This window comes from Bariatricus sp. SGI.019 (genome assembly GCF_050315235.1).
In the GTDB taxonomy this organism is placed as follows: Bacteria; Bacillota; Clostridia; order Lachnospirales; family Lachnospiraceae; genus JAFBIX01.
The window spans coordinates 57955-77084 of sequence record NZ_JBNPOQ010000004.1; the positions used below are offsets into that span (position 1 = coordinate 57955).

Genomic DNA, 19130 nt, shown 5'->3' on the forward strand with positions numbered 1-19130 from the left:
GTTAGACCAGAATAGATTTTACACAAATTTTTCACGAATATTTTTGGAACTTAACATTTTTTTCTTATAATGCACTTGAAAGAGAAGTAGATAGTGAGCTTTTAGGAGGATTCGTGATGAGAGAATTATGGAACGTTGTTAATAAAATATTTGGTGAAGATTCTGCGATAGGTGCATTTCTGGCGGTCAATATTATCTGCTGGACCATAGGAACATTGGTGTTGGGGCTGGTATTTTGTGTGATAACAGGAACGGTTGTAGGCACATGTATTACCAGACTTATGTGCGCGGCAATTTATGCAGGAATTATTATGGGACTTTTCGGGGGAATATTTTTCTTAATGCGTAGGCAGTCATAATTTAAATTGAGATTTTTCATTCATAAATATAGTTGTGATAGTAAAAAGGGCTGGTTTTGAGTAGAATTCAAGGCTGGCTTTTTTTGACGTAACAAAGAGACTATGTTAAGATATTTCTGAAAAGAAAAGAATCCGCGGAAGCGGTGGAGGAGATAGATATGGCAGGAAAATTAGAATTTAGAGCAAAGTTAAGCGGTGTGTTAGAGTTGGCCAAGAGCAAGGGCGGAAAGATCGCGCTGGAAGATGTGGAAAAGTATTTTGAAGATGATCAGCTCTCACAGGAACAGATGGATCTGGTGTGTGAATATCTGATGTCCCAGAAGATGGTGGTGTTAGGATATGTGAAAAAGGGAGGAACCATAAAAGAGAAGGAAGAAGAGCCAGTCGCTTTGAGTAAAGAAGAACAGGCATATATCGAAGATTATCTGAGAGATATTGATCAGCTTCGAGATAACAATATGGAAGAAGTACGTATGGCTTATTATCTTCCGAAGGTGATTGAGGAAGCAATAGAGATGCATCATCCAGATATCTTCATAGGTGACATGATTCAGGAAGGAAGTATCAGCCTTATGCTGGCCTTAAACGCGACTGGAGAAGGAAAAGAAGATGAAGCAAAGGTTATGGAAGAAGTACGTGCCGGAATACAGACGCTGATAGAATCACAGACAGAGACCAAGCGCCAGGATAAGAAGATGGTAGAACGGGTGTCCGAACTGGAAGAAACCATTCAGAATATGAAAGAAGAATTCGGAAGAGAAGTCAGTGCGGAAGAAGTTGCCGAACGGCTTGGAGTTACAGAAGAAGAATTAGGAGATATCCTGAAATTAGCAGGAGAAGACTCATAGGGGACACGGTAATTTTAATTTGGGACGGAGGAAAATGAAAAAACCCCCGTCCCAAATTAGCCTTTTGGAAGTGAGAAGATGAATTCGGTTCCCACTCCTTCTGTGCTTATAACATTGATGTTTTCGCCATGTGCCTGGATTGCCTCCTTGACGATGGCGAGTCCGAGCCCTGTCCCTTTTTTGTCTTTGCCGCGGGAGAGGTCGGATTTGTAAAAGCGCTCCCAGATCTTGTTCAGGGAATTCCTTGGAATTCCAATACCGTCGTCTTTGACGGAGGTATAGATCTTGTCTCCCCGCCGGGTAGTCTCGATGGTAATAGAGGAATCTGGGTCGCTGAATTTTATGGCGTTGTCAATCAGATTATAGAGAACCTGTTGAATTTTGCGTTTATCTGCGTATACATTCAGATGTTTGGTGGCAAATAATAATTCTATGGATATTTTTTTCTGTGTGCAGGTGCCTTCGAAGGAGGCGGCCACGTTTTTAATCATCTCGTGGATGTCGAATATCTCTTTATTGAGAAGCAGATTCTTAGTGTCAAATTCGTTCAGGGTCAGGAGATCCTGGGTCAGATCAGTCAGTCGCTCTGTCTCAAATAATATAATCTTCAGATATTTTTCGTGTAACTCCTGTGGAATTGTACCGTCGACCATGGCTTCTACATATCCTTTGATAGAGGTTAGAGGAGAACGGAAGTCGTGGGAAACATTTGCCACGAATTTCTTCTGGTAATCTTCCATATCCTTTAATTGTGAGGACATATAGTTCAATGATGCAGAGAGGTAACCCATCTCGTCTTCGGTGTTTACCGGAATCTCATATTCCAGATTGCCAGAGGCATATTGCTTGGCGGCTTCTGTTACCTTGCGAAGCGGTCGGTATACGAAGAACTGGAACGCGAGAAGTATCATGAATGAGAGCAAATATATCACAATCATTGTAATCGTAGTCGCGCGAAGCAGAATGTGCTGAAATTCATTCAGGTCGGATACGTATTTATGAATGAGCAGATATCCTTTTGGAGAGTAGTTATACACGACAGGGGCAATGACGGTGATAACATCTTCGTCAAAATAACCGTGGTAATCGCCAGTCTGTGATTGGGAACTTCCACTTTCGGCCGGATTAAAATCTTCGATGACAGAAGGAGACATTGGGTAGTCGTAAGGCTGCGCAGAGAAAAGAACATTCCCTTCTTTATCAACAAACCATACGGCTGCATCAAGCTGTGTCTCGATTCCGGATAGTTGAAGTGCTACTTCAGAACCATCCAGTTCATTGGAAAAATAAGAGGACAGATAATTGTTGGCAATCAGGTTTGCTTCTGTATACATCGTTGAAGTCAGGTAATTCTGCATAGGAGTTTCCATCAGGCTGGAAGTCAGAGTAGCTACGGTAAAGAGACTGAGAAACCCGAATATAATATAAACAATGATGAATTTTAGATATAATGTGCTGCGCATAGGGCTCCTTTCTCACCTGTGAAAATGCAATTATTTTACTTCAAATTTATAACCGATTCCCCAGACCGTGCTAAGGCTCCAGGAAGGATGATCTTTGATCTTTTCACGGAGACGCTTAATATGAACGTCAACAGTTCGGGTGTCACCAATATATTCATATCCCCAGATCTGGTCTAACAATTGTTCGCGTGTGAAGACCTGATTCGGCGAGGCTGCCAGGAAATACAGTAATTCCAGTTCTTTTGGCGGCATGTCGACTGTTACACCGTCTACTAATACAGAATAATTGGTCAGATTAATCGTAATACCTGGGTATTCTACACATTTTCCCTTATCTTCTTTTGGAGAATCTGCTTTTTGAATCGGTTGATAACGGCGTAAGACTGCTTTGACACGGGCTACCATTTCTTTGGAATCAAAAGGCTTCATAATGTAATCATCTGCTCCAAGTTCCAGACCAAGTACTTTGTCGAAGACTTCACCTTTGGCAGACAGCATGATGATTGGAACATTAGATTTTGTGCGGATTTCACGGCAAACCTGATAGCCGTCAATGCCAGGAAGCATAAGATCCAGCAGAATCAGATTGGGCTGATAAGTTTCATAGGCGATCAGTGCCTTTTCTCCGTCATGCACCATCATAGTATCAAAACATTCTTTTGTAAGATATAGAGAAATCAATTCAGCGATATTTTCATCATCGTCTACGATCAATATTTTTTGTTTGTTCACTTTATCACTCCTCCTCAGGAATTATTCCAGTCATTTATTTTAGTTCCACAATTGTAACACCGGCATCTCCTTCACCGAATGCACCGAGCCGGAAAGACTTTACATGCTTTTGGCGCCGCAGATAGGTGTGAATACCAGCTCTTAATGCGCCGGTTCCTTTCCCGTGAACAACTCGCACGGATGAAAGATGAGCCAGATAAGCATCATCCAGATATTTATCCAGTTCAGCAACTGCTTCATCTACTGTTTTGCCGAGAAGATTAATCTCTGGACTTACGGAAAGAGATTTACCCATCTTCATCTTGCCTTTGCTGGTCTGATGCATCTTTTTGGCTGAGTAAGAAGGTGCTTCTTCGATGATCTCCAGATCGGAAATAGGAACCTGTGAGCGAAGAATTCCCATCTGTACTGTAACATTTCCCTTCGAATCGGGCAGCGAAGTGACCGTCCCGTTTAGATTCATACTTAAGACTTTGACGGATTCCCCAAGCTTGAAGTCACTTGGCTTATGCTGCTTGCGTGGCTTTGGGGTCTCCCGCTTCATGCCGGAACGTGTAGAATCCATTTTCTTGCGGAGACGTTCACGTTCTTTTTCCATCTCAGCAACGGAGATATTCTCTTTGCCGAATTTGCGGAAATTACGCATGGTCTCGTCTGCAGTTTCTTTGGCGTCGGCTAATATTGCATGAGCTTTTTCATTTGCCTCTCGAAGAATACGTTCTTTTTGTTCTTCCAGTTTTTCTTGCTTTTGCTTTGCCTCCGTCTTTAAACGTTCCAATTCACGCTTGTAAGCAGCAATCTCTTCTTGCTCTTTTTGAATGGTCCGTTTACTGGTCTCCAGATCGGTCAGAAGATCTTCGAAGGATTCATCCTGCTCGGTCAGATGTGTCTTAGCTTCCTGGATGATATAGTCCGGAAGGCCAAGCTTTCCGGCGATGGCAAATGCATTGCTCTTGCCGGGAATTCCGATCAAGAGGCGGTATGTCGGGCGTAAAGTCTCCAAGTCAAATTCACAGCAGGCATTTTCTACTCCAGGTGTAGACAGGGCAAATACTTTCAATTCACTATAGTGAGTCGTTGCCATGGTACGGATACCACGCTGATGTAGATGATTTAAAATGGCGATTGCCAGGGCAGCACCTTCGGTAGGATCTGTACCGGCACCTAATTCGTCGAATAGTACCAGGGAATGTTCATCTACATGTTTCAAAAAAGATACGATATTGGTCATATGGGATGAGAAGGTACTCAGGCTCTGCTCAATACTCTGCTCGTCGCCGATATCTGCGTATACGTTATCAAAAACAGCCAGTTCCGAACGGTCCAGTGCTGGAATATGAAGTCCAGCCTGACCCATCAATGTAAATAGACCTACCGTTTTTAAAGAAACGGTTTTTCCTCCGGTGTTCGGACCAGTGACAATCAAGAGGTCGAATTCGTCGCCCAATGTAATGGTGATCGGTACAACCTTCTTTTTATCCAGAAGTGGATGGCGACCTTCGCGGATGTGAATGCGTCCCTCGGTGTTGAACCGGGGCATGGAAGCGTTCATATCCAGAGCCAGACTGCCCCTTGCAAAGATAAAATCCAGTTCACTGAGTACAGAGTAGTCGGTGCGAATGGTCTCAATATATTCGGCAGCATCTACACTTAGACGTGCCAGGATGACTTGAATCTCTTCCTGTTCCTTTCCATAGAGTTCTTTTAAATCGTTGTTCAGCTTCACGACTGCCATTGGCTCGATGAAGAGTGTAGAGCCGGTAGCCGACTGATCGTGGATCAGACCGGATACCTGACTGCGGTACTCTGCTTTTACAGGGATGCAGTAGCGGTCTCCACGCATGGTAATGATTGCATCTTGCAGATAAGTGCGAAGAGAGCCGTTGACCAGTCCGGTTAAGGTTGCGTGGACTTTGTCGTTGATCTGGTTGATTGAACGGCGGATATGCTTCAAAGTACTGCTGGCATCATCGCTGATCTCGTCTTCTTCCAGAATGCAGCGGCGAATCTCTGTTGTTAAGATAGAAACAGGCTCTAATTGCTGGAAAAATGTGTCCAGACAATCTTCCAAATCGTCTGCATTCTCATGGCGACCATAAGATTTGGCCCTTCCGGCAGCTTCCAGAAGCTTGCAGATACGAAGCAACTCGCCGCTTCCAAGAGCAGCACCGATCTCCAGACGCTTCAGGGAATCATTGACAGGATTACATCCACTAAAGGAAAGGCGGCCCTTCTTAACAATTCGCGTAAATGCGGCGGCTGTCTGCTCCTGAGCCGTCTGTATATCTGACAGTGAGGTCATAGGTTTCAGTCTCCGGCAGCGCTCTTTGCCGCTGAAAGAAGAAGCCTGCTCTGTTAATAATTCAATTATTTTATTGTATTCTAGTTTTGTTAAAGTTTTCTTATTCATCTTATTCACCTAGACCTATTCTACCTTATTTGCGCAACAAAGAAAAGGATAAATATTGAACATTCGCTATTCTTACGCTATACTATAAGAAGGATTGTAAAGGAGTAAATGCGTCTATGGAGGAGCAGAAAGATCCCAAAGAAGAGAATCAGGAGTATTCATTTCTTCAGGAAACCATCAAAGAGAAGCAGGGTGGTATTCGAAAATTCTTTTTCCGTGCAGCCGGGTGGGGACTGGTATTCGGAGTCTGTGCCAGTCTTAGCTTTTTTGCGCTTAAACCGATGTTAGACGAACGATTTCAGGACAATCCGCAAGAAGTAACCATTCCACAGGATGAAGATGAGGTGGAAGGGGAAGAAGAAAATCAGGATCAAGAACAGACGGAACCGGTGATTCTGAATGATGACAGTTATCGACAGATGCAGCAAGAATTAAAGGCTGCTTCTGTAAAAGCAGGAAAGTCCATGGTAGAGATTGTTGGATGGACAGAAGGTCAGGGAGAAGCGAAAGAGGCATCAGGAAATAATATCTCTGGCCTTATAGTCGCAGACAACGGAAGAGAGCTTCTGGTATTGGGAAAAAAGATCCCTGAAGAAGAAGCAGAAAAATTACAGATTGTATTTTGTGATGGACAGAGTTATCCTGCGAGTCTGAAGAAAAGTGACAGTATACTTGGGTTTGGAATCTATGCGGTGAATCGTGCAGATATTCTGGATACTACCTGGACACAGATTGAGACCGCCACATTGGGAAGTTCTAATGTAGTGAAGAATGGAGATGTGGTAATCGCAGCAGGAAGGCCTTTTGGGGTAAATGAAGCTGTAGGATATGGCCTGGTGGTTTCTAATGAAGATAGAGCAGAACTGACAGATGGACATTATCAGCTGCTTCGCACAGATATTACTGGAATTGAAAATGGCAGTGGTTTTGTGGTAAATCGAGATGGTGCAGTTGTTGCAGTGATTGATCAGAATATGGCAGAAGAAGGCAATGAAAAATTGATCACAGGATATGGTATTTCTGATATTAAGAATATTATTGAATGCCTGTCCAATGGAAAATCTGTTCCTTACATTGGAATCCGGGGCGGCGATGTTACAAATGAAATAGAAGAGGCGGGCGTTCCTCAGGGAATCTATGTAAAAGAAGTAGAAGTAGAATCTCCGGCGATGGCGGCAGGAATCCAGAGTGGAGATGTCATTACCTGTATCGAAGATATCCAGATCACATCCTATGACATTTACCACAGTGTACTGATGCGTAAGTCAGAGGGAGATAAGATTATTATTAAAGGGCTTCGCCAGGGCGCAGATGGCTATGTTGATATAGAATTTAATGTGACTGTCGGAAGCAAAAAATAAAAATGACAACGAATTAGAAAGAGGCAGACAATATGAGATATATTAATACCCTTCATGAAGGGGAGATTATCCGGAATGTATACCTATGCAAGGGAAAACGTTCCGCAGAGACAAGAAACGGCAAACCATACGACAATCTGATTCTGCAGGACAAGACAGGAACCCTGGATGGCAAAGTCTGGGATCCTAATTCCGGCGGAATCGCAGATTATGACGAGATGGATTTTATTGAAGTATATGGAGAAGTTATCAGCTATAATAACAACCTTCAATTGAACATTAAGCAGATCCGAAAAGCTCTGGAAGATGAATATGTAGCAGCCGATTATATGCCGACGACTGAGAAAAGCACAGATAAGATGTACCAGGAATTACTGGGGTATGTGAAACAGATTCAAAATCAGTATCTTAAACAGATGGTGGAATACTATTTTGTAAAAGATGAAAAATTCATCAAAAGATTTAAAGCACATTCAGCGGCTAAGAGTGTCCATCATGGATTCTCGGGCGGATTACTGGAACATACACTTAGCGTAGTGAAATTCTGTGAATACATGGTAGGGGCCTACCCAATCCTGAACCGCGATCTATTATATGCGGCGGCCATTTGCCACGATATCGGCAAGACCAAAGAATTGTCCTCCTTCCCCGAAAATGACTACACAGATGATGGACAATTACTGGGGCATATCGTCATCGGCGTAGAGATGGTCGGCGATGCAATCCGCTCCATCCCAGGCTTCCCCGAAAAGCTCGCAAGCGAACTCAAACACTGCATCATCGCACACCACGGCGAACTCGAATATGGTTCCCCGAAAAAACCGGCACTGGCAGAAGCATTGGCACTCAACTTCGCAGACTGCACAGACGCCAAGATGCAGACATTGACAGAAATATTCAAAGACAAAAACAGCAACGACTGGTTAGGGTACAATCGGTTGTTCGAATCCAACTTAAGAAAAACAACAATGGGGACGTAGTATTGTTGCAAAGTACTACGTCCCCAATTAACTTTTGCCCTGTACCCAAATGATAAAATGAGGTATGTTTATGCAAAAAAATGATATGGTGACGGTTACAATTGAAGATATGGGAACATCGGGTGAGGGCATCGGCAAGGTGGATGGATACGCGTTGTTTATCAAGGATGCAATCATTGGTGATGTTGTGGAAGCTAAGATCATGAAGGCGAAGAAGAATTATGGATATGCAAGATTGATGAATATTCTTACGCCTTCGGAATATCGTGTAAAAAATCCGCCATGTTCTATGGCGAGGAAATGTGGCGGATGCCAGATTCAGGAGATGGAATATGGGCGTCAATTGCAGTTTAAGATGGATAAGGTGAGGGGGAATCTCATGCGTATTGGCGAGGTGCCGGAGGAGTTGCTGGATTGTGTGATGGAACCGATTGTGGGGATGGATGAACCATTTCACTATCGGAATAAAGCTCAGTTCCCGGTTGGAACGGATAAAGAGGGCAATATCGTTACGGGGTTCTATGCAGGGAGAACGCACAGTATTATCCCGAATACAGACTGCTCCCTCGGCGTGCCGGTCAATGAGAAGATCTTGAAATGTATTCTTGCATTTATGGAAGAATACGGTATCCGTGCGTATGACGAGGAAAAGAACAGTGGACTGGTTCGCCATGTCCTGATCCGATATGGATTTACGACAAAGGAGATCATGGTCTGTCTTGTTATCAATGGAAATAATCTTCCGTGTGGGGAGATTCTGGCAGAACGTCTGGCACAGATTCCTGGAATGACTAGTATTACTTTAAGCATCAATAAAGACAAGACGAATGTAATTATGGGCAATCAGATTAAGCCTTTGTGGGGACAGACTTATATTACCGATTATATTGGAAATGTAAAGTATCAGATATCTCCCTTATCTTTTTATCAGGTGAATCCTGTACAGACGGAGAAATTATATGGACTGGCACTGGAGTATGCAGATCTTCATGGAAATGAGACGGTATGGGATCTCTATTGTGGAATCGGAACTATCTCTCTCTTCCTAGCACAGAAGGCAAAAAAAGTCTATGGCGTAGAGATTGTGCCGCAGGCTATTGATGATGCGAAAAACAACGCTAAAATCAACGGAATTACGAATGCAAAATTCTATGTCGGGAAAGCAGAGGAAGTCCTGCCGGAGTATTATGCGGCTTATGAGCGAGAACATGGCGGCAAGACGGCACATGCAGATGTGATTGTGGTGGATCCGCCGAGGAAAGGCTGCGAAGAGAGTCTTCTGCAGACAATTGTAGATATGCAGCCGGAGCGGATCGTGTATGTAAGCTGCGATTCCGCAACATTGGCAAGGGATGTGAAGTATCTGAGGGGATGTGGGTATGAATTGGAGCGAGTAAGGGCTGTAGATCAATTCCCTCAGACGGTTCATGTGGAGTGTGTTTGTCTCTTACAGAAAAATTGAAGGACTTCTTTCTTGGACACATTATAAAATTTTGATACCAATAAGCTGGAATCTAATAAGAATCTTGTAATTGCTGAGTTTCTAGGTTTATCATTGAATACAAACTTTACGGAAACAGATGAAGATATTGCCAGATATTCTGTGTTACATGAAAATGGGCAGTTGTTTGCGATAAAAAAAATAATATATCTGTCATCTGAGCAAGAACTGCGAGAGAAAATTGAAATGCAAAAAGCGATGTTTTATCTTCAGCAGAAGGAAAAGGAGTAGGGCATATGGAGGTTTCAAAAAAGATTGGAAACTGTATAGAGAAAAGCTTCCTGAATGGCAGGAAGCATATATTGAGAGACTTGTGTCCACATATGTTGAGTATTTAACTAGTGATGAATCTGCGTCCAAAAAGTTTTGGGAAATGGAGAAGCGCATTAAGAGAGACAAGAAATATCCAGGGGTCCTGATTGAAGTGAGTAAACGGGACATGCCATTTGATCTGATTCGCCTTCTGCATGAAGGTGTAATAACTGTCGGAGATTTAGATGATTTTTCTGATGAATTAAAAGAGACTATAAGATTTTTGAAAGATAGGTTGGGCTAATGAATCCCCCAATATTGATGTGGGGAAAGAAGATAAGGGTTTTGATTATAGAATTAATGCTGGAAATAAACAACAGAAATGCGTACCTTTTTTATCATATCATAAGGATACAAATAATTATCCGAGAAGCTAGGTGTTAATCCATATTCTCGGATTTTTGTATTTCTGACCATAAAGAAGTATGAATATTATTATAATGAAAATTTTCCGTATATATGAGGAAATAGAAAAGTTGAGGAAAGAATTAAAATTTTATATTCTAAATACATGAAAGAAAATCGCGATTTGAATCTAAGAAAAATGGTCATACAGAAAGGAAAAAGAGGTATGGAAACGAAAGTTAAAAAAGGTTATGGAAAAGGCTGGGCGCTGATTCTTTATGGTTTTCTTGCATATTTTACTGCTACAGCTGTAGGTAGTGCGATGAATGCAGCATCTGGAACATTATCAGAGTTGAGAGGATGGAATGCAGCAATGTTGACCAGTTTTATTTCTCTTGGCGCAATCGCAAATGTAGTTGCCGGATTTGTATTTGGTAAGTTATCTACAAAGACATCCGCTAAAAAGTTAAGTATTATTTGTGGTATTATCTGGATCGCAGGCGTTGTTGGAATGGGTGTAACAACAAACCTTTGGTTGTTTGCAGTTTGCCTGATTGTTGCAAATGGTATTTCATGTGCACTTGGTTATCAGTTGGCACCGGTTATGATTGCAAGATGGTTTCCGAAGAGAAAAGGTATTATTATGGGAATTGTAACAATGGGTATTCCGCTTTGTTCCGGTGTTGCTACGATGATGTATCAGGCTGGTTATGCAGCTATGGGATCTCTCGGTGGTTTTGTTCCGTTTATCGCAGTATTTGTTGTAGCATTGATTATTCTGGTTATATTTCTTGCAGATAATCCGGCTGAAAAAGGATTTGTTCCGGATAATGGAATGCATATTGAAGGGGAAGAAGAAAAAGGATTTAATAAAGAAAGTATCTGGACAACAAAAAAACTTCTTGCGACTCCTCAGGTTTGGATTCACGGTGTGACATTGGGATTACAGCTTTTGTTTGCCAGCGGATTGATGGTACAGTTATTCCCAAGACTTCTTGAGATTGGATTCGATCCGGCAACAGCAGGAATGATGATGCTTGCATCCGGTCTTCTTGCTTTGCCTGGTTCTTATCTTTGTGGTGTACTTGACTCTAAGATCGGAGCAAGAAAAGCCGCTTATACATCTTATGTATTTGGAATTCTTGCAATGGTTCTGAACTTGACAGGTAATACTGTTTGTGTATGGCTTTCACTGGTATGTATCGGTATGGTTGTAGGTGGTGCAGCAAACTGGCCGGCATCTCTGTGTATCGAAGAATTTGGTGACAGCTTTGCAAATGGATATGGTATTATTCAGCCAATGATTCAAACAGTTGGAGCAGTTGGACCTGCATTCTTTGCTATCTTCTATGGAATGACAGGAAGCTACAGAATTCCGTATATCTGTGGTGCGGTGCTGATGTTAGTAGGATTGATCGCATTTGCACTTCTTGCAAAACCGGGATTTGTAAAAGCTGAAGAAGAGAAGTGCAGAAAATAAAGGGACAGGATTATGAACGCTTATAAAGTATTTACGGTAAACCCTGGTTCCACCTCTACAAAGATTGCACTGTTCGAGGGAGAGAAAAAGCTGTATTCTGCAAATGTCAGTCATGATGCTGAAGTGCTGGCACAATATAAGTCACTGGGAGAGCAGCTTACATACAGAAAAGAAACGATTGAAAATTTACTGAAGGAAAATCAGGTGGATCTGGAAGGCCTGGATGCATGTGTGGGGCGAGGTGGCGGTTTGCTCGCCATGGATGGCGGTACTTACGAGATTGACGAACTTGTGTTGGAACACTCTATCCGTGCAGCCAATGGAGTAATCCACCCGGCATGTCTGGGACCGAGCATTGCCCATGAGTTTGCAGAGACGTATGGTGCGAAGGCCTATGTAGTGAATCCACCGGATGTCGATGAACTTCAGGATCTGGCGCGGTTGACCGGTATCAAAGGAGTATATCGGGGAGTACATCTTCACGCATTAAATCTGAAGGAAACAGCGATTCGTCATGCAGAAACGATGGGAAAGAAGTACGAAGAATGCAATTTTGTAGTCTGTCATATCGGTGGAGGAATCTCTGTATCTGCTCATCGAAAAGGCAAGATGGTGGATGGATTTGATATTGTGGGAGGAGAAGGACCAATGGCTCCGACCAGATGCGGAAGTATTGCAGTTGCGGATCTTTTGAAATACTGTGCGGATAAAGATATCAAAACAGTGAAACAGCTTTGCACAAGAAACGGTGGGTTTGTCAATCACCTTGGAATCTCTGACGCAATTGAGCTTACGAAGCGGGCGGAAAACGGAGATCGGTATGCGGAGATGCTGTGGAATACCATGATCTATCAGATTGAAAAATGTATCGGCTCCATGGCAACCGTATTGCATGGTAAGGTAGAAGGCATTCTGCTTGGCGGAGGAATGGTGTATAATGAAGGGCTGGTTGCCCAGATCAAAGATACCTGCGAATGGATCGCACCTGTCAGTGCGTATCCGGGTGAGTTTGAGATGGAGGCTATGGCTTCCGGTGCAGCCCGTGTACTGGATGGAAAAGAAACTGTAAAAAAATATACAGGAGTCTGCAATTTCCAGGGATTTGATTTTGAAAAATAAATAGTGATTCATTGCAGAAGCGGGTGCCTCTAAAAAGAGAACCCGCTTTACTGCGTTGTGAGTTGTTTTTTATGTTTCCGAAAAGAAATCGATAATTTCGGTCTTTGTTTTTAACATCTGAAGGACTTCCATATCAATCGTATCATTGTAGAATGTATGTAAAAGTCGGAATAACAAAGAAGTATCATCCGGATGGAAGGCCGCCATAATGATAATTCGGATTTTATGAGAATTCCATATAATTCTGTGATCCAGAGTGGTGATTGATAGTTTCGTCTCTGTGGAAGGTATCAGAGAATGAAGGAACAGAATTCCGGGGTCGATGGCTCGAGTGGAAATGGATTCTCTTCTTAAAATGTCTGATAGATATTGAGGTTCTACCAGACGATTCTGTATAAAGTCAGATGCCATAAATTCAATAATGGAAAATCGGTCTGACAGAGATTCTTTTTCGTGCCAGAAAGCATGTTCTAATAATTCATTCACTGCTGTTTTTGGGGAAGAGCACATCTTTCCAATCTGCTTTTCCTGGATATATGATGACAGAGTCAGGTAGTCTTTTGGTGCCAAGAAATTGCTGATTTGTATCGTGTCTATTCCGGGATGATCCGTAATTGTTTTTCGAACGGTCGACAGAACAAGGTCGGTGTTTTGAAAGTCAAAGGCTGTTTTTGTATTAACAGGCAAAAGTGCAGTAATATCAAGATATTTATCAAATGCTCCCAGAACTTTCCTTTTTAATGCCCATGCGGCAGAAAGATTCAGATGACAGCATATAACAGTTTTCAGCTTTGCTTCCGGATGCGTCTCATATAAGAACTCCAAAGCACCGGAAATACAGTGGGCAAGATACAGAAGTTCCGTCTGGTTCATATAATATCCAAGATATTCCAGTGCCAGATCCTGAAACAGGTATGCAATTTCAAATTCTGTAAGAAGATTCTTTTTGGTAATGTTGGGATTCCCCTGCGTATTAAAAATATGTACCGGTGTCTGAAGGTAACGGAGGTATGACAGCAGCGTGATATAAAAATCATCATCGTCCGCAAAATCCAGATGAAAAACTTCCTGTATTTTTTTGAGATACGCATCGGCCATATTCAAAGTTCTTGGACCAAAATGCCGGGATAGGGAAGCTGAATCCGTGTTTGAGATATCAGGCAAATGCCCGGAAGCAATCCGCTGATAGATGTCATCTCGTTCCTCCTGATTAAATGCGCAGTGCAGCTGTCCTTCCAGTGCATCTAAAATGCTTGTGGCTGCAAGATTTGCCTGTGTATCCGGTTTGGGAACAGGAGAGGTACTGGGCAGAGGATGTCCGGAGCGGATACGGTGGTACATGATGGCAAGGGAGAGATTCAGAGAAACCAGAGTCGGATCCTCCATTGCAATGTTGTATTTGCTCAGGTGAAGAGGCACTTCATCCATAATATACTCCAGAATATCTTTATTTAAAAAATTATATCCATAATAGGTATTTCCGCTGGTATTGTAATTCCAGTCTTCGTGAAACAGGTGATTGAGAATATCACGCCGTTTTTTTTCGTTTTCTTCAAAAGAAAGATTGTCTTTTTTCTGTTCCAGTTTTATATAGGGCTCCGATAATACATATTTCATTTTTAAATGATGAAGGTCGTGTTCCAGCGTGGTATGGCTGACGAACATTTCGTCTTCCAGGTCGTACATGTTCAGTGGTTCATCTGTCAGGCACAGTCGGAATGCCAGATACCTGACACGGTCTTCTTTTGTAAAAAAAGCAGTATCTATCTGATTCATTTCCTGTATTTTTTCCGGGTTTTCAGCAGCATAGAGATAGCCTTTGCTCCGCTCAGACAGTATCTCTGCCTGATAAGGCCGGATATTGCGGTTGATTTCTACAACGTCGCTCCTGATAGTGCGCGGAGACACATTGAGCTGTTTTGCCAGTTCGCTTCCGGTAATATAGGTGGTCTGTTCCTGCATCATGTGAAGGAGCTTGCGTTGGCGAAGGGTTAAATTCAGTTTGTCCATAGCCGTAATCCTTTCTTGAAAAGTATAGATATATATTATCAAAAAGCATTGCCGTTTTAAAGAGGAAAAACCCAATTTGAGACAGAAGGGTCTGGAGATTAATATATAGATATAAAAAACAGGAGGTCATGAAAGATGAAATACGAAAATACCAGAAAAATAGTTTTAGATGCAATTTTGGACGCAGTTGATATGGGATTAATTCACGGCACATCAGGAAATATTGCCATGAGAGATGATAAAGAGGATGTAGTAGCGATCACACCAAGCGGAATTCCATACAAAGGAATGACAGCGGACCAGATTGCGATCGTAGATCTGAACGGTAAATGGCTGGACGGACCGTTCAAACCTTCATCAGAAGTTCCGATGCATACGGCAGCTATGAGAGCAAGAAAAGACATCAGAGCGACGGTACATACACACGGTATGTTTGCAACGATCGCAGCCATGAGTGGAGAACTCCTTCCAACGACTCCTCCGCAGGCAGAGTTCGTACCGGTTGGAATCGTTCCGTTTACAATGCCGGGAAGCGATGATGTGGCAGAAAAAGTGGTAGAAGCTCTTGGAGCAGAAGGAAGAGCAGTGTTGATCAAGAATCACGGAATGTTCTGCTGCGGGAAAGATATGAAAGCAGCTATGTCAGCTACGATTTACACAGAGGAAATGGCTCAGACCGCATACTACGCTAAGATCGCAGGTGTGTTCCAGCCAATGCCAGAAGAAGCAGTTAGGAAAATGAAAGAGTTGATCGCAGCAGACCAGGCAGTATAGGAGGAGCGGTATGAGTTTTAACTTTTTTGTAAAAAGCAATATAACGTTCGGAAGAGGTGCCGTAGAGAAACTTCCGGAGATTCTTGCAGGATATGGCTTGAAAAATATCATGGTTGTCTATGATCAGGGAGTAAAGGCAGCCGGCATCGCAGAGAAAGTGATGGAACAGGTGGAAAAAGCCGGTGTGAAAGCTACCATCTTTGACGGAGTCATTCCGAATCCTACCAATGAAGTGGTGGAAGAGGCAGCAGCGATTGCAAAAGAAGCACAGGTTGACGGTTTTGTGGCAGCAGGAGGCGGAAGCAGTATTGACCTGGCCAAAGCAATCAATGTTCTGATGACAAATCCCGGAACTATCGGTGAATATGGTGGAATGGGAATGGTGAAAAACCCATGTCTTCCATTGATCGCTATTCCTACGACGGCAGGAACTTCCAGTGAGATTACCAATGTAAGTGCACTGATCGATACAGAGAAAGTGATTAAATATGTTGTAATTGACAATAATATTGTGGCTTCAGACGTTATCGCTGACCCGGATTTTACAAGAACCGTTCCGGCAGGTGTTACTGCAGCAACAGGTATGGATGCAATTACACATGCGGTAGAGAGCTATATTTCCAACATGGCGACTCCGCTGACGGAGTACAATTCTCTGAAAGGGCTGGAGATTCTTCATAAAAATCTGGCAAAAGTTGTAAAAGACGGTTCTGATATGGACGCAAGAGAACAGATGATGCTTGGCTGTATTATCACAGGGTTTGGTTTCTCCAATGCGAACCTGGGACTGGTACACGGAATCGCTCATACATTGAGTGCACATTTTGGTCTTGCACACGGTATGGCAAATGCAACCGTGCTTCCATATGTTATGGAATATAATGCAGACAGTTGTCCGGAAAAAATGGTTGATCTGGCAAGAGCAATCAATCTTCCGGTAAGCGGTAACCTGGATGAGGATAAGCTTCTGCTTGCAAAAGAGTTGAAGAATCTGACTGCAGAACTTGGAATCAAGACCCTGTCAGAGCAGGGAATTGAAAAGAAAGACTTCGATATGCTGGCCGAGGATGTATTAAAAGAGCCTGTGTTGGGATTTAATCCACGTCAGAACATTACAAAAGAAGATATTCTTTCCATTCTGGAAAAGGCATTTTAGTGATAGAAGGGACAACAGCAAAGTGAGTAAAGGAAAGAAGATTAAAATAATTATTTCAATCGTGGCAATTTCATTCATTCAGGGATTACAGTACTGTGTCTCACCGGTACTGGGGCAGATACAGGAAAATTACCCGGATGTAAATATCAGTCTGATACAGATGCTGATTACGGCACCCGCACTGATGTCTATGATCGTCGCGGTATTGTCAGGATGGCTGGTCGTAAAGATCAGTAAGAAGAAACTGCTTATCTTTGGAAGTCTTGTGGCTGGCGTCACCGGTTTCCTCCCGTTCCTGTCGGATAGTTTTGGACTCCTGTTCTTTGCGCGGACATTTTACGGAGTGGGACTGGGACTGGCAACGGCTTTAAATACGGCAGTGGTGGCAGAATTCTTTGAAGGAGACGAGAGAGTATCTGTTATGGGAATTCAGGCTGCCAGTGTGGGAGCAGGCATGGTTGTGGTAACGACCGTAGGCGGAATGCTGGGAGCAGGCGGTTTCCGAAATGCATACCTGATTAATGTGATTGGATTTATTTCTATGCTATTGATTTCATTCTGCCTCCCGGATACCGGAAAAGCGAAAGTAAGCAGTACGGAAAAGATTAGGCTTAACAAAGAAGTATTCAAAATATCTGCGCTGGGAATGATTGAATTTTTATTTTTGATTACTTTTACAACGAATATTGCAATGCACTTAAGTGGAAGCCTTGCGGGAGATACCGCGGCATCAGGAAATCTGACCGGTATCTTCTCCGGTTCCCAGATTGTGGTGGGACTGATTCTTGGAATGATCACGAAGGTGACAAAGAAATATACACTTCCGGTTGCAATGCTGAGTTTCAGCGCAGGTGCTTTGCTGCTGGTTCTGTTCCCGTCTAATTTTGTGATGCTTTTGATTGGTGCGGTTTTCTGTGGCTTCTCTCAGGGAATGTTCATTCCACAGGCAATGGTAGATGTTGCAGGAGCTGTAAAGCCGGTGGCAACCGCGATGGCATCCGCATGTTTTACATGCGCAATGTGTTTTGGACAGCTCGTTTCTCCGACTGTCCTGAATACGGTTTCAAAGATTGTTTTTGGAGATATCACAACAACGAATGTATATCTGATTTCCGCAGTTGGAATGACGGTGGTTGCAGTATTTACATTTATCATGAAAGCAAGAAAGGAAAAGTAGAGATGAAAAAGAAATTAGCACTTTGTACTCCAATTCCGGAAAAACAGATGGAGTTTATTAAGGAACAGTGTGATATTACAATCTGTGGGGAGTTAAAGCACGGAAAAGGTAATGTTACAGAAGAGATGACAAAAGAAGAATGTATGGGACATGAGCTGGTAGTACTCGGGGATGAGTATGCAGGTGCAGATACGATTAAGGCATGGGCCGAGTCCGGTATGAAGTTCATGGGTGTGGCAAAAGGTACACCGGCAACTGTTGATTACGATGCAATCAGTGAAGCCGGTCTGGAGTTATCCTACACACCGGGAAGAAACCGTGTTGCAGTAGCAGAGTTCAACATTGGTCTGATGATCGCAGCAGCAAGAAATCTGACACTGAGCTGTACAGGTCTTTCTAAGGGGGAGCATGTGGGTGAGCCTATGGAAGATATCTATGATGTACCGGATGTAAAGAATGTAACATTTGGTCCGTTAGACGAGAACCATCCATTTGTAGACTACGGCATTGGTTTTGAATTGTATGGAAAGAAACTGGGTATCGCAGGATATGGTGCAATCGGACGAGAGGTTGCAGTAAGGGCGATGGCATTTGGAATGGAGATTCTTGCATACGATCCATATATGCCTGCAGAAAGAATTGAGTCTGACGGAGCAAAAGCAGTTGACCTTGATACCATGCTTGCAGAGAGTGACATGATCAGTATTCACCTTCCGGTTCTTCCATCTACAAAGGGTATCGTCAATAAGGACTGGTTCTCCAAAATGAAACCGACTGCATATGTAATCAATACTGCACGTGCAGCAGTCATTGATCAGAAAGATTTTGTAGAAGCACTTATGAATAAGACCATTGCAGGGGCTGCAATCGATGTGTACTGGAAAGAACCGGTACCGGCCAATCATCCGCTTTTATCCATGAGAAATGTGGTATGTACACCACATATGGCAGGACTCACTACAGATGTAGATAACTGGTCCGGAACCATGATGGGAGAGGAAGTAACCGCTTATCTGAAAGGTGAACCAAGAAAATATATCTGGAAGGTAAGAAAATAATAGATGCATAATCAGTGGGCTGTCTGAACAGCCCATTTTCAAAAG

General features: G+C 42.9%; 16 protein-coding genes. 12 read left to right on the plus strand and 4 right to left on the minus strand.

The window, feature by feature from the left end; genetic code table 11:
• Positions 1 to 116: 116 nt before the first annotated feature.
• Positions 117 to 359, plus strand: a complete 243-nt coding sequence (locus ACQRD1_RS03530) for a hypothetical protein (RefSeq protein WP_235231661.1) — start codon at positions 117 to 119, stop codon at positions 357 to 359.
• Between the two features lie 158 nt (positions 360 to 517).
• Positions 518 to 1207, plus strand: a complete 690-nt coding sequence (locus ACQRD1_RS03535; protein WP_347375346.1) for a sigma-70 domain-containing protein — start codon at positions 518 to 520, stop codon at positions 1205 to 1207.
• 56 nt (positions 1208 to 1263) lie between these two features.
• Here ACQRD1_RS03535 and ACQRD1_RS03540 read toward each other — a convergent pair whose 3' ends face one another.
• Genes ACQRD1_RS03540 through ACQRD1_RS03550 form a run of 3 tightly spaced genes read right to left on the minus strand, consistent with a single transcriptional unit; the run spans position 1264 to position 5812 of the window.
• Positions 1264 to 2670, minus strand: coding sequence for a sensor histidine kinase (locus ACQRD1_RS03540; RefSeq protein ID WP_235231664.1), 1407 nt, complete (start codon positions 2668 to 2670; stop codon positions 1264 to 1266).
• Positions 2671 to 2700: 30 nt separating this feature from the next.
• Positions 2701 to 3402 (minus strand): response regulator, encoded by a 702-nt coding sequence (locus tag ACQRD1_RS03545; protein WP_235231666.1) that lies wholly within the window; start codon positions 3400 to 3402, stop codon positions 2701 to 2703.
• Between the two features lie 34 nt (positions 3403 to 3436).
• Positions 3437 to 5812 carry an endonuclease MutS2 gene (locus ACQRD1_RS03550; protein ID WP_235231668.1) on the minus strand — a complete coding sequence of 792 codons (2376 nt, stop codon included), beginning with the start codon at positions 5810 to 5812 and terminating at the stop codon, positions 3437 to 3439.
• A 116-nt stretch (positions 5813 to 5928) separates the two neighbouring features.
• Between ACQRD1_RS03550 and ACQRD1_RS03555 the strand changes: the two genes are divergently transcribed.
• The 6 genes from ACQRD1_RS03555 to buk all read left to right on the plus strand — a co-directional run bounded on the left by ACQRD1_RS03555 (position 5929) and on the right by buk (position 12910).
• Positions 5929 to 7173 (plus strand): S1C family serine protease, encoded by a 1245-nt coding sequence (locus tag ACQRD1_RS03555; protein ID WP_235231670.1) that lies wholly within the window; start codon positions 5929 to 5931, stop codon positions 7171 to 7173.
• A 32-nt stretch (positions 7174 to 7205) separates the two neighbouring features.
• On the plus strand, positions 7206 to 8153 hold the full coding sequence (locus ACQRD1_RS03560) for a 3'-5' exoribonuclease YhaM family protein (RefSeq protein WP_235231671.1): 948 nt from the start codon (positions 7206 to 7208) through the stop codon (positions 8151 to 8153).
• A gap of 70 nt (positions 8154 to 8223) precedes the next feature.
• Complete coding sequence (gene rlmD / locus ACQRD1_RS03565) at positions 8224 to 9615, plus strand: 23S rRNA (uracil(1939)-C(5))-methyltransferase RlmD (RefSeq protein WP_235231672.1); 1392 nt, start codon at positions 8224 to 8226, stop codon at positions 9613 to 9615.
• 412 nt (positions 9616 to 10027) lie between these two features.
• Positions 10028 to 10210, plus strand: coding sequence for a hypothetical protein (locus tag ACQRD1_RS03570; protein ID WP_328282584.1), 183 nt, complete (start codon positions 10028 to 10030; stop codon positions 10208 to 10210).
• 327 nt (positions 10211 to 10537) lie between these two features.
• Positions 10538 to 11791 carry a CynX/NimT family MFS transporter gene (locus tag ACQRD1_RS03575; RefSeq protein ID WP_235232421.1) on the plus strand — a complete coding sequence of 418 codons (1254 nt, stop codon included), beginning with the start codon at positions 10538 to 10540 and terminating at the stop codon, positions 11789 to 11791.
• A 12-nt stretch (positions 11792 to 11803) separates the two neighbouring features.
• Positions 11804 to 12910 carry a butyrate kinase gene (gene buk, locus ACQRD1_RS03580; protein WP_235232420.1) on the plus strand — a complete coding sequence of 369 codons (1107 nt, stop codon included), beginning with the start codon at positions 11804 to 11806 and terminating at the stop codon, positions 12908 to 12910.
• A 69-nt stretch (positions 12911 to 12979) separates the two neighbouring features.
• Here buk and ACQRD1_RS03585 read toward each other — a convergent pair whose 3' ends face one another.
• Positions 12980 to 14920: a BglG family transcription antiterminator gene (locus ACQRD1_RS03585; RefSeq protein ID WP_235232419.1), complete on the minus strand. Its 1941-nt coding sequence runs from the start codon at positions 14918 to 14920 to the stop codon at positions 12980 to 12982.
• A gap of 135 nt (positions 14921 to 15055) precedes the next feature.
• Between ACQRD1_RS03585 and ACQRD1_RS03590 the strand changes: the two genes are divergently transcribed.
• Genes ACQRD1_RS03590 through ACQRD1_RS03605 form a run of 4 tightly spaced genes read left to right on the plus strand, consistent with a single transcriptional unit; the run spans position 15056 to position 19085 of the window.
• Positions 15056 to 15694: a class II aldolase/adducin family protein gene (locus ACQRD1_RS03590; RefSeq protein WP_235232418.1), complete on the plus strand. Its 639-nt coding sequence runs from the start codon at positions 15056 to 15058 to the stop codon at positions 15692 to 15694.
• Positions 15695 to 15704: 10 nt separating this feature from the next.
• The gene (locus tag ACQRD1_RS03595; protein WP_235232417.1) at positions 15705 to 16850 is read left to right on the plus strand and encodes an iron-containing alcohol dehydrogenase family protein; all 1146 of its coding nucleotides are present in this window, start codon (positions 15705 to 15707) and stop codon (positions 16848 to 16850) included.
• A 22-nt stretch (positions 16851 to 16872) separates the two neighbouring features.
• A complete protein-coding gene (locus tag ACQRD1_RS03600; protein WP_235232416.1) occupies positions 16873 to 18027 on the plus strand; it encodes an MFS transporter in 1155 nt (384 codons plus the stop codon).
• Positions 18028 to 18029: 2 nt separating this feature from the next.
• Complete coding sequence (locus tag ACQRD1_RS03605; protein ID WP_235232415.1) at positions 18030 to 19085, plus strand: NAD(P)-dependent oxidoreductase; 1056 nt, start codon at positions 18030 to 18032, stop codon at positions 19083 to 19085.
• Positions 19086 to 19130: the final 45 nt, after the last annotated feature.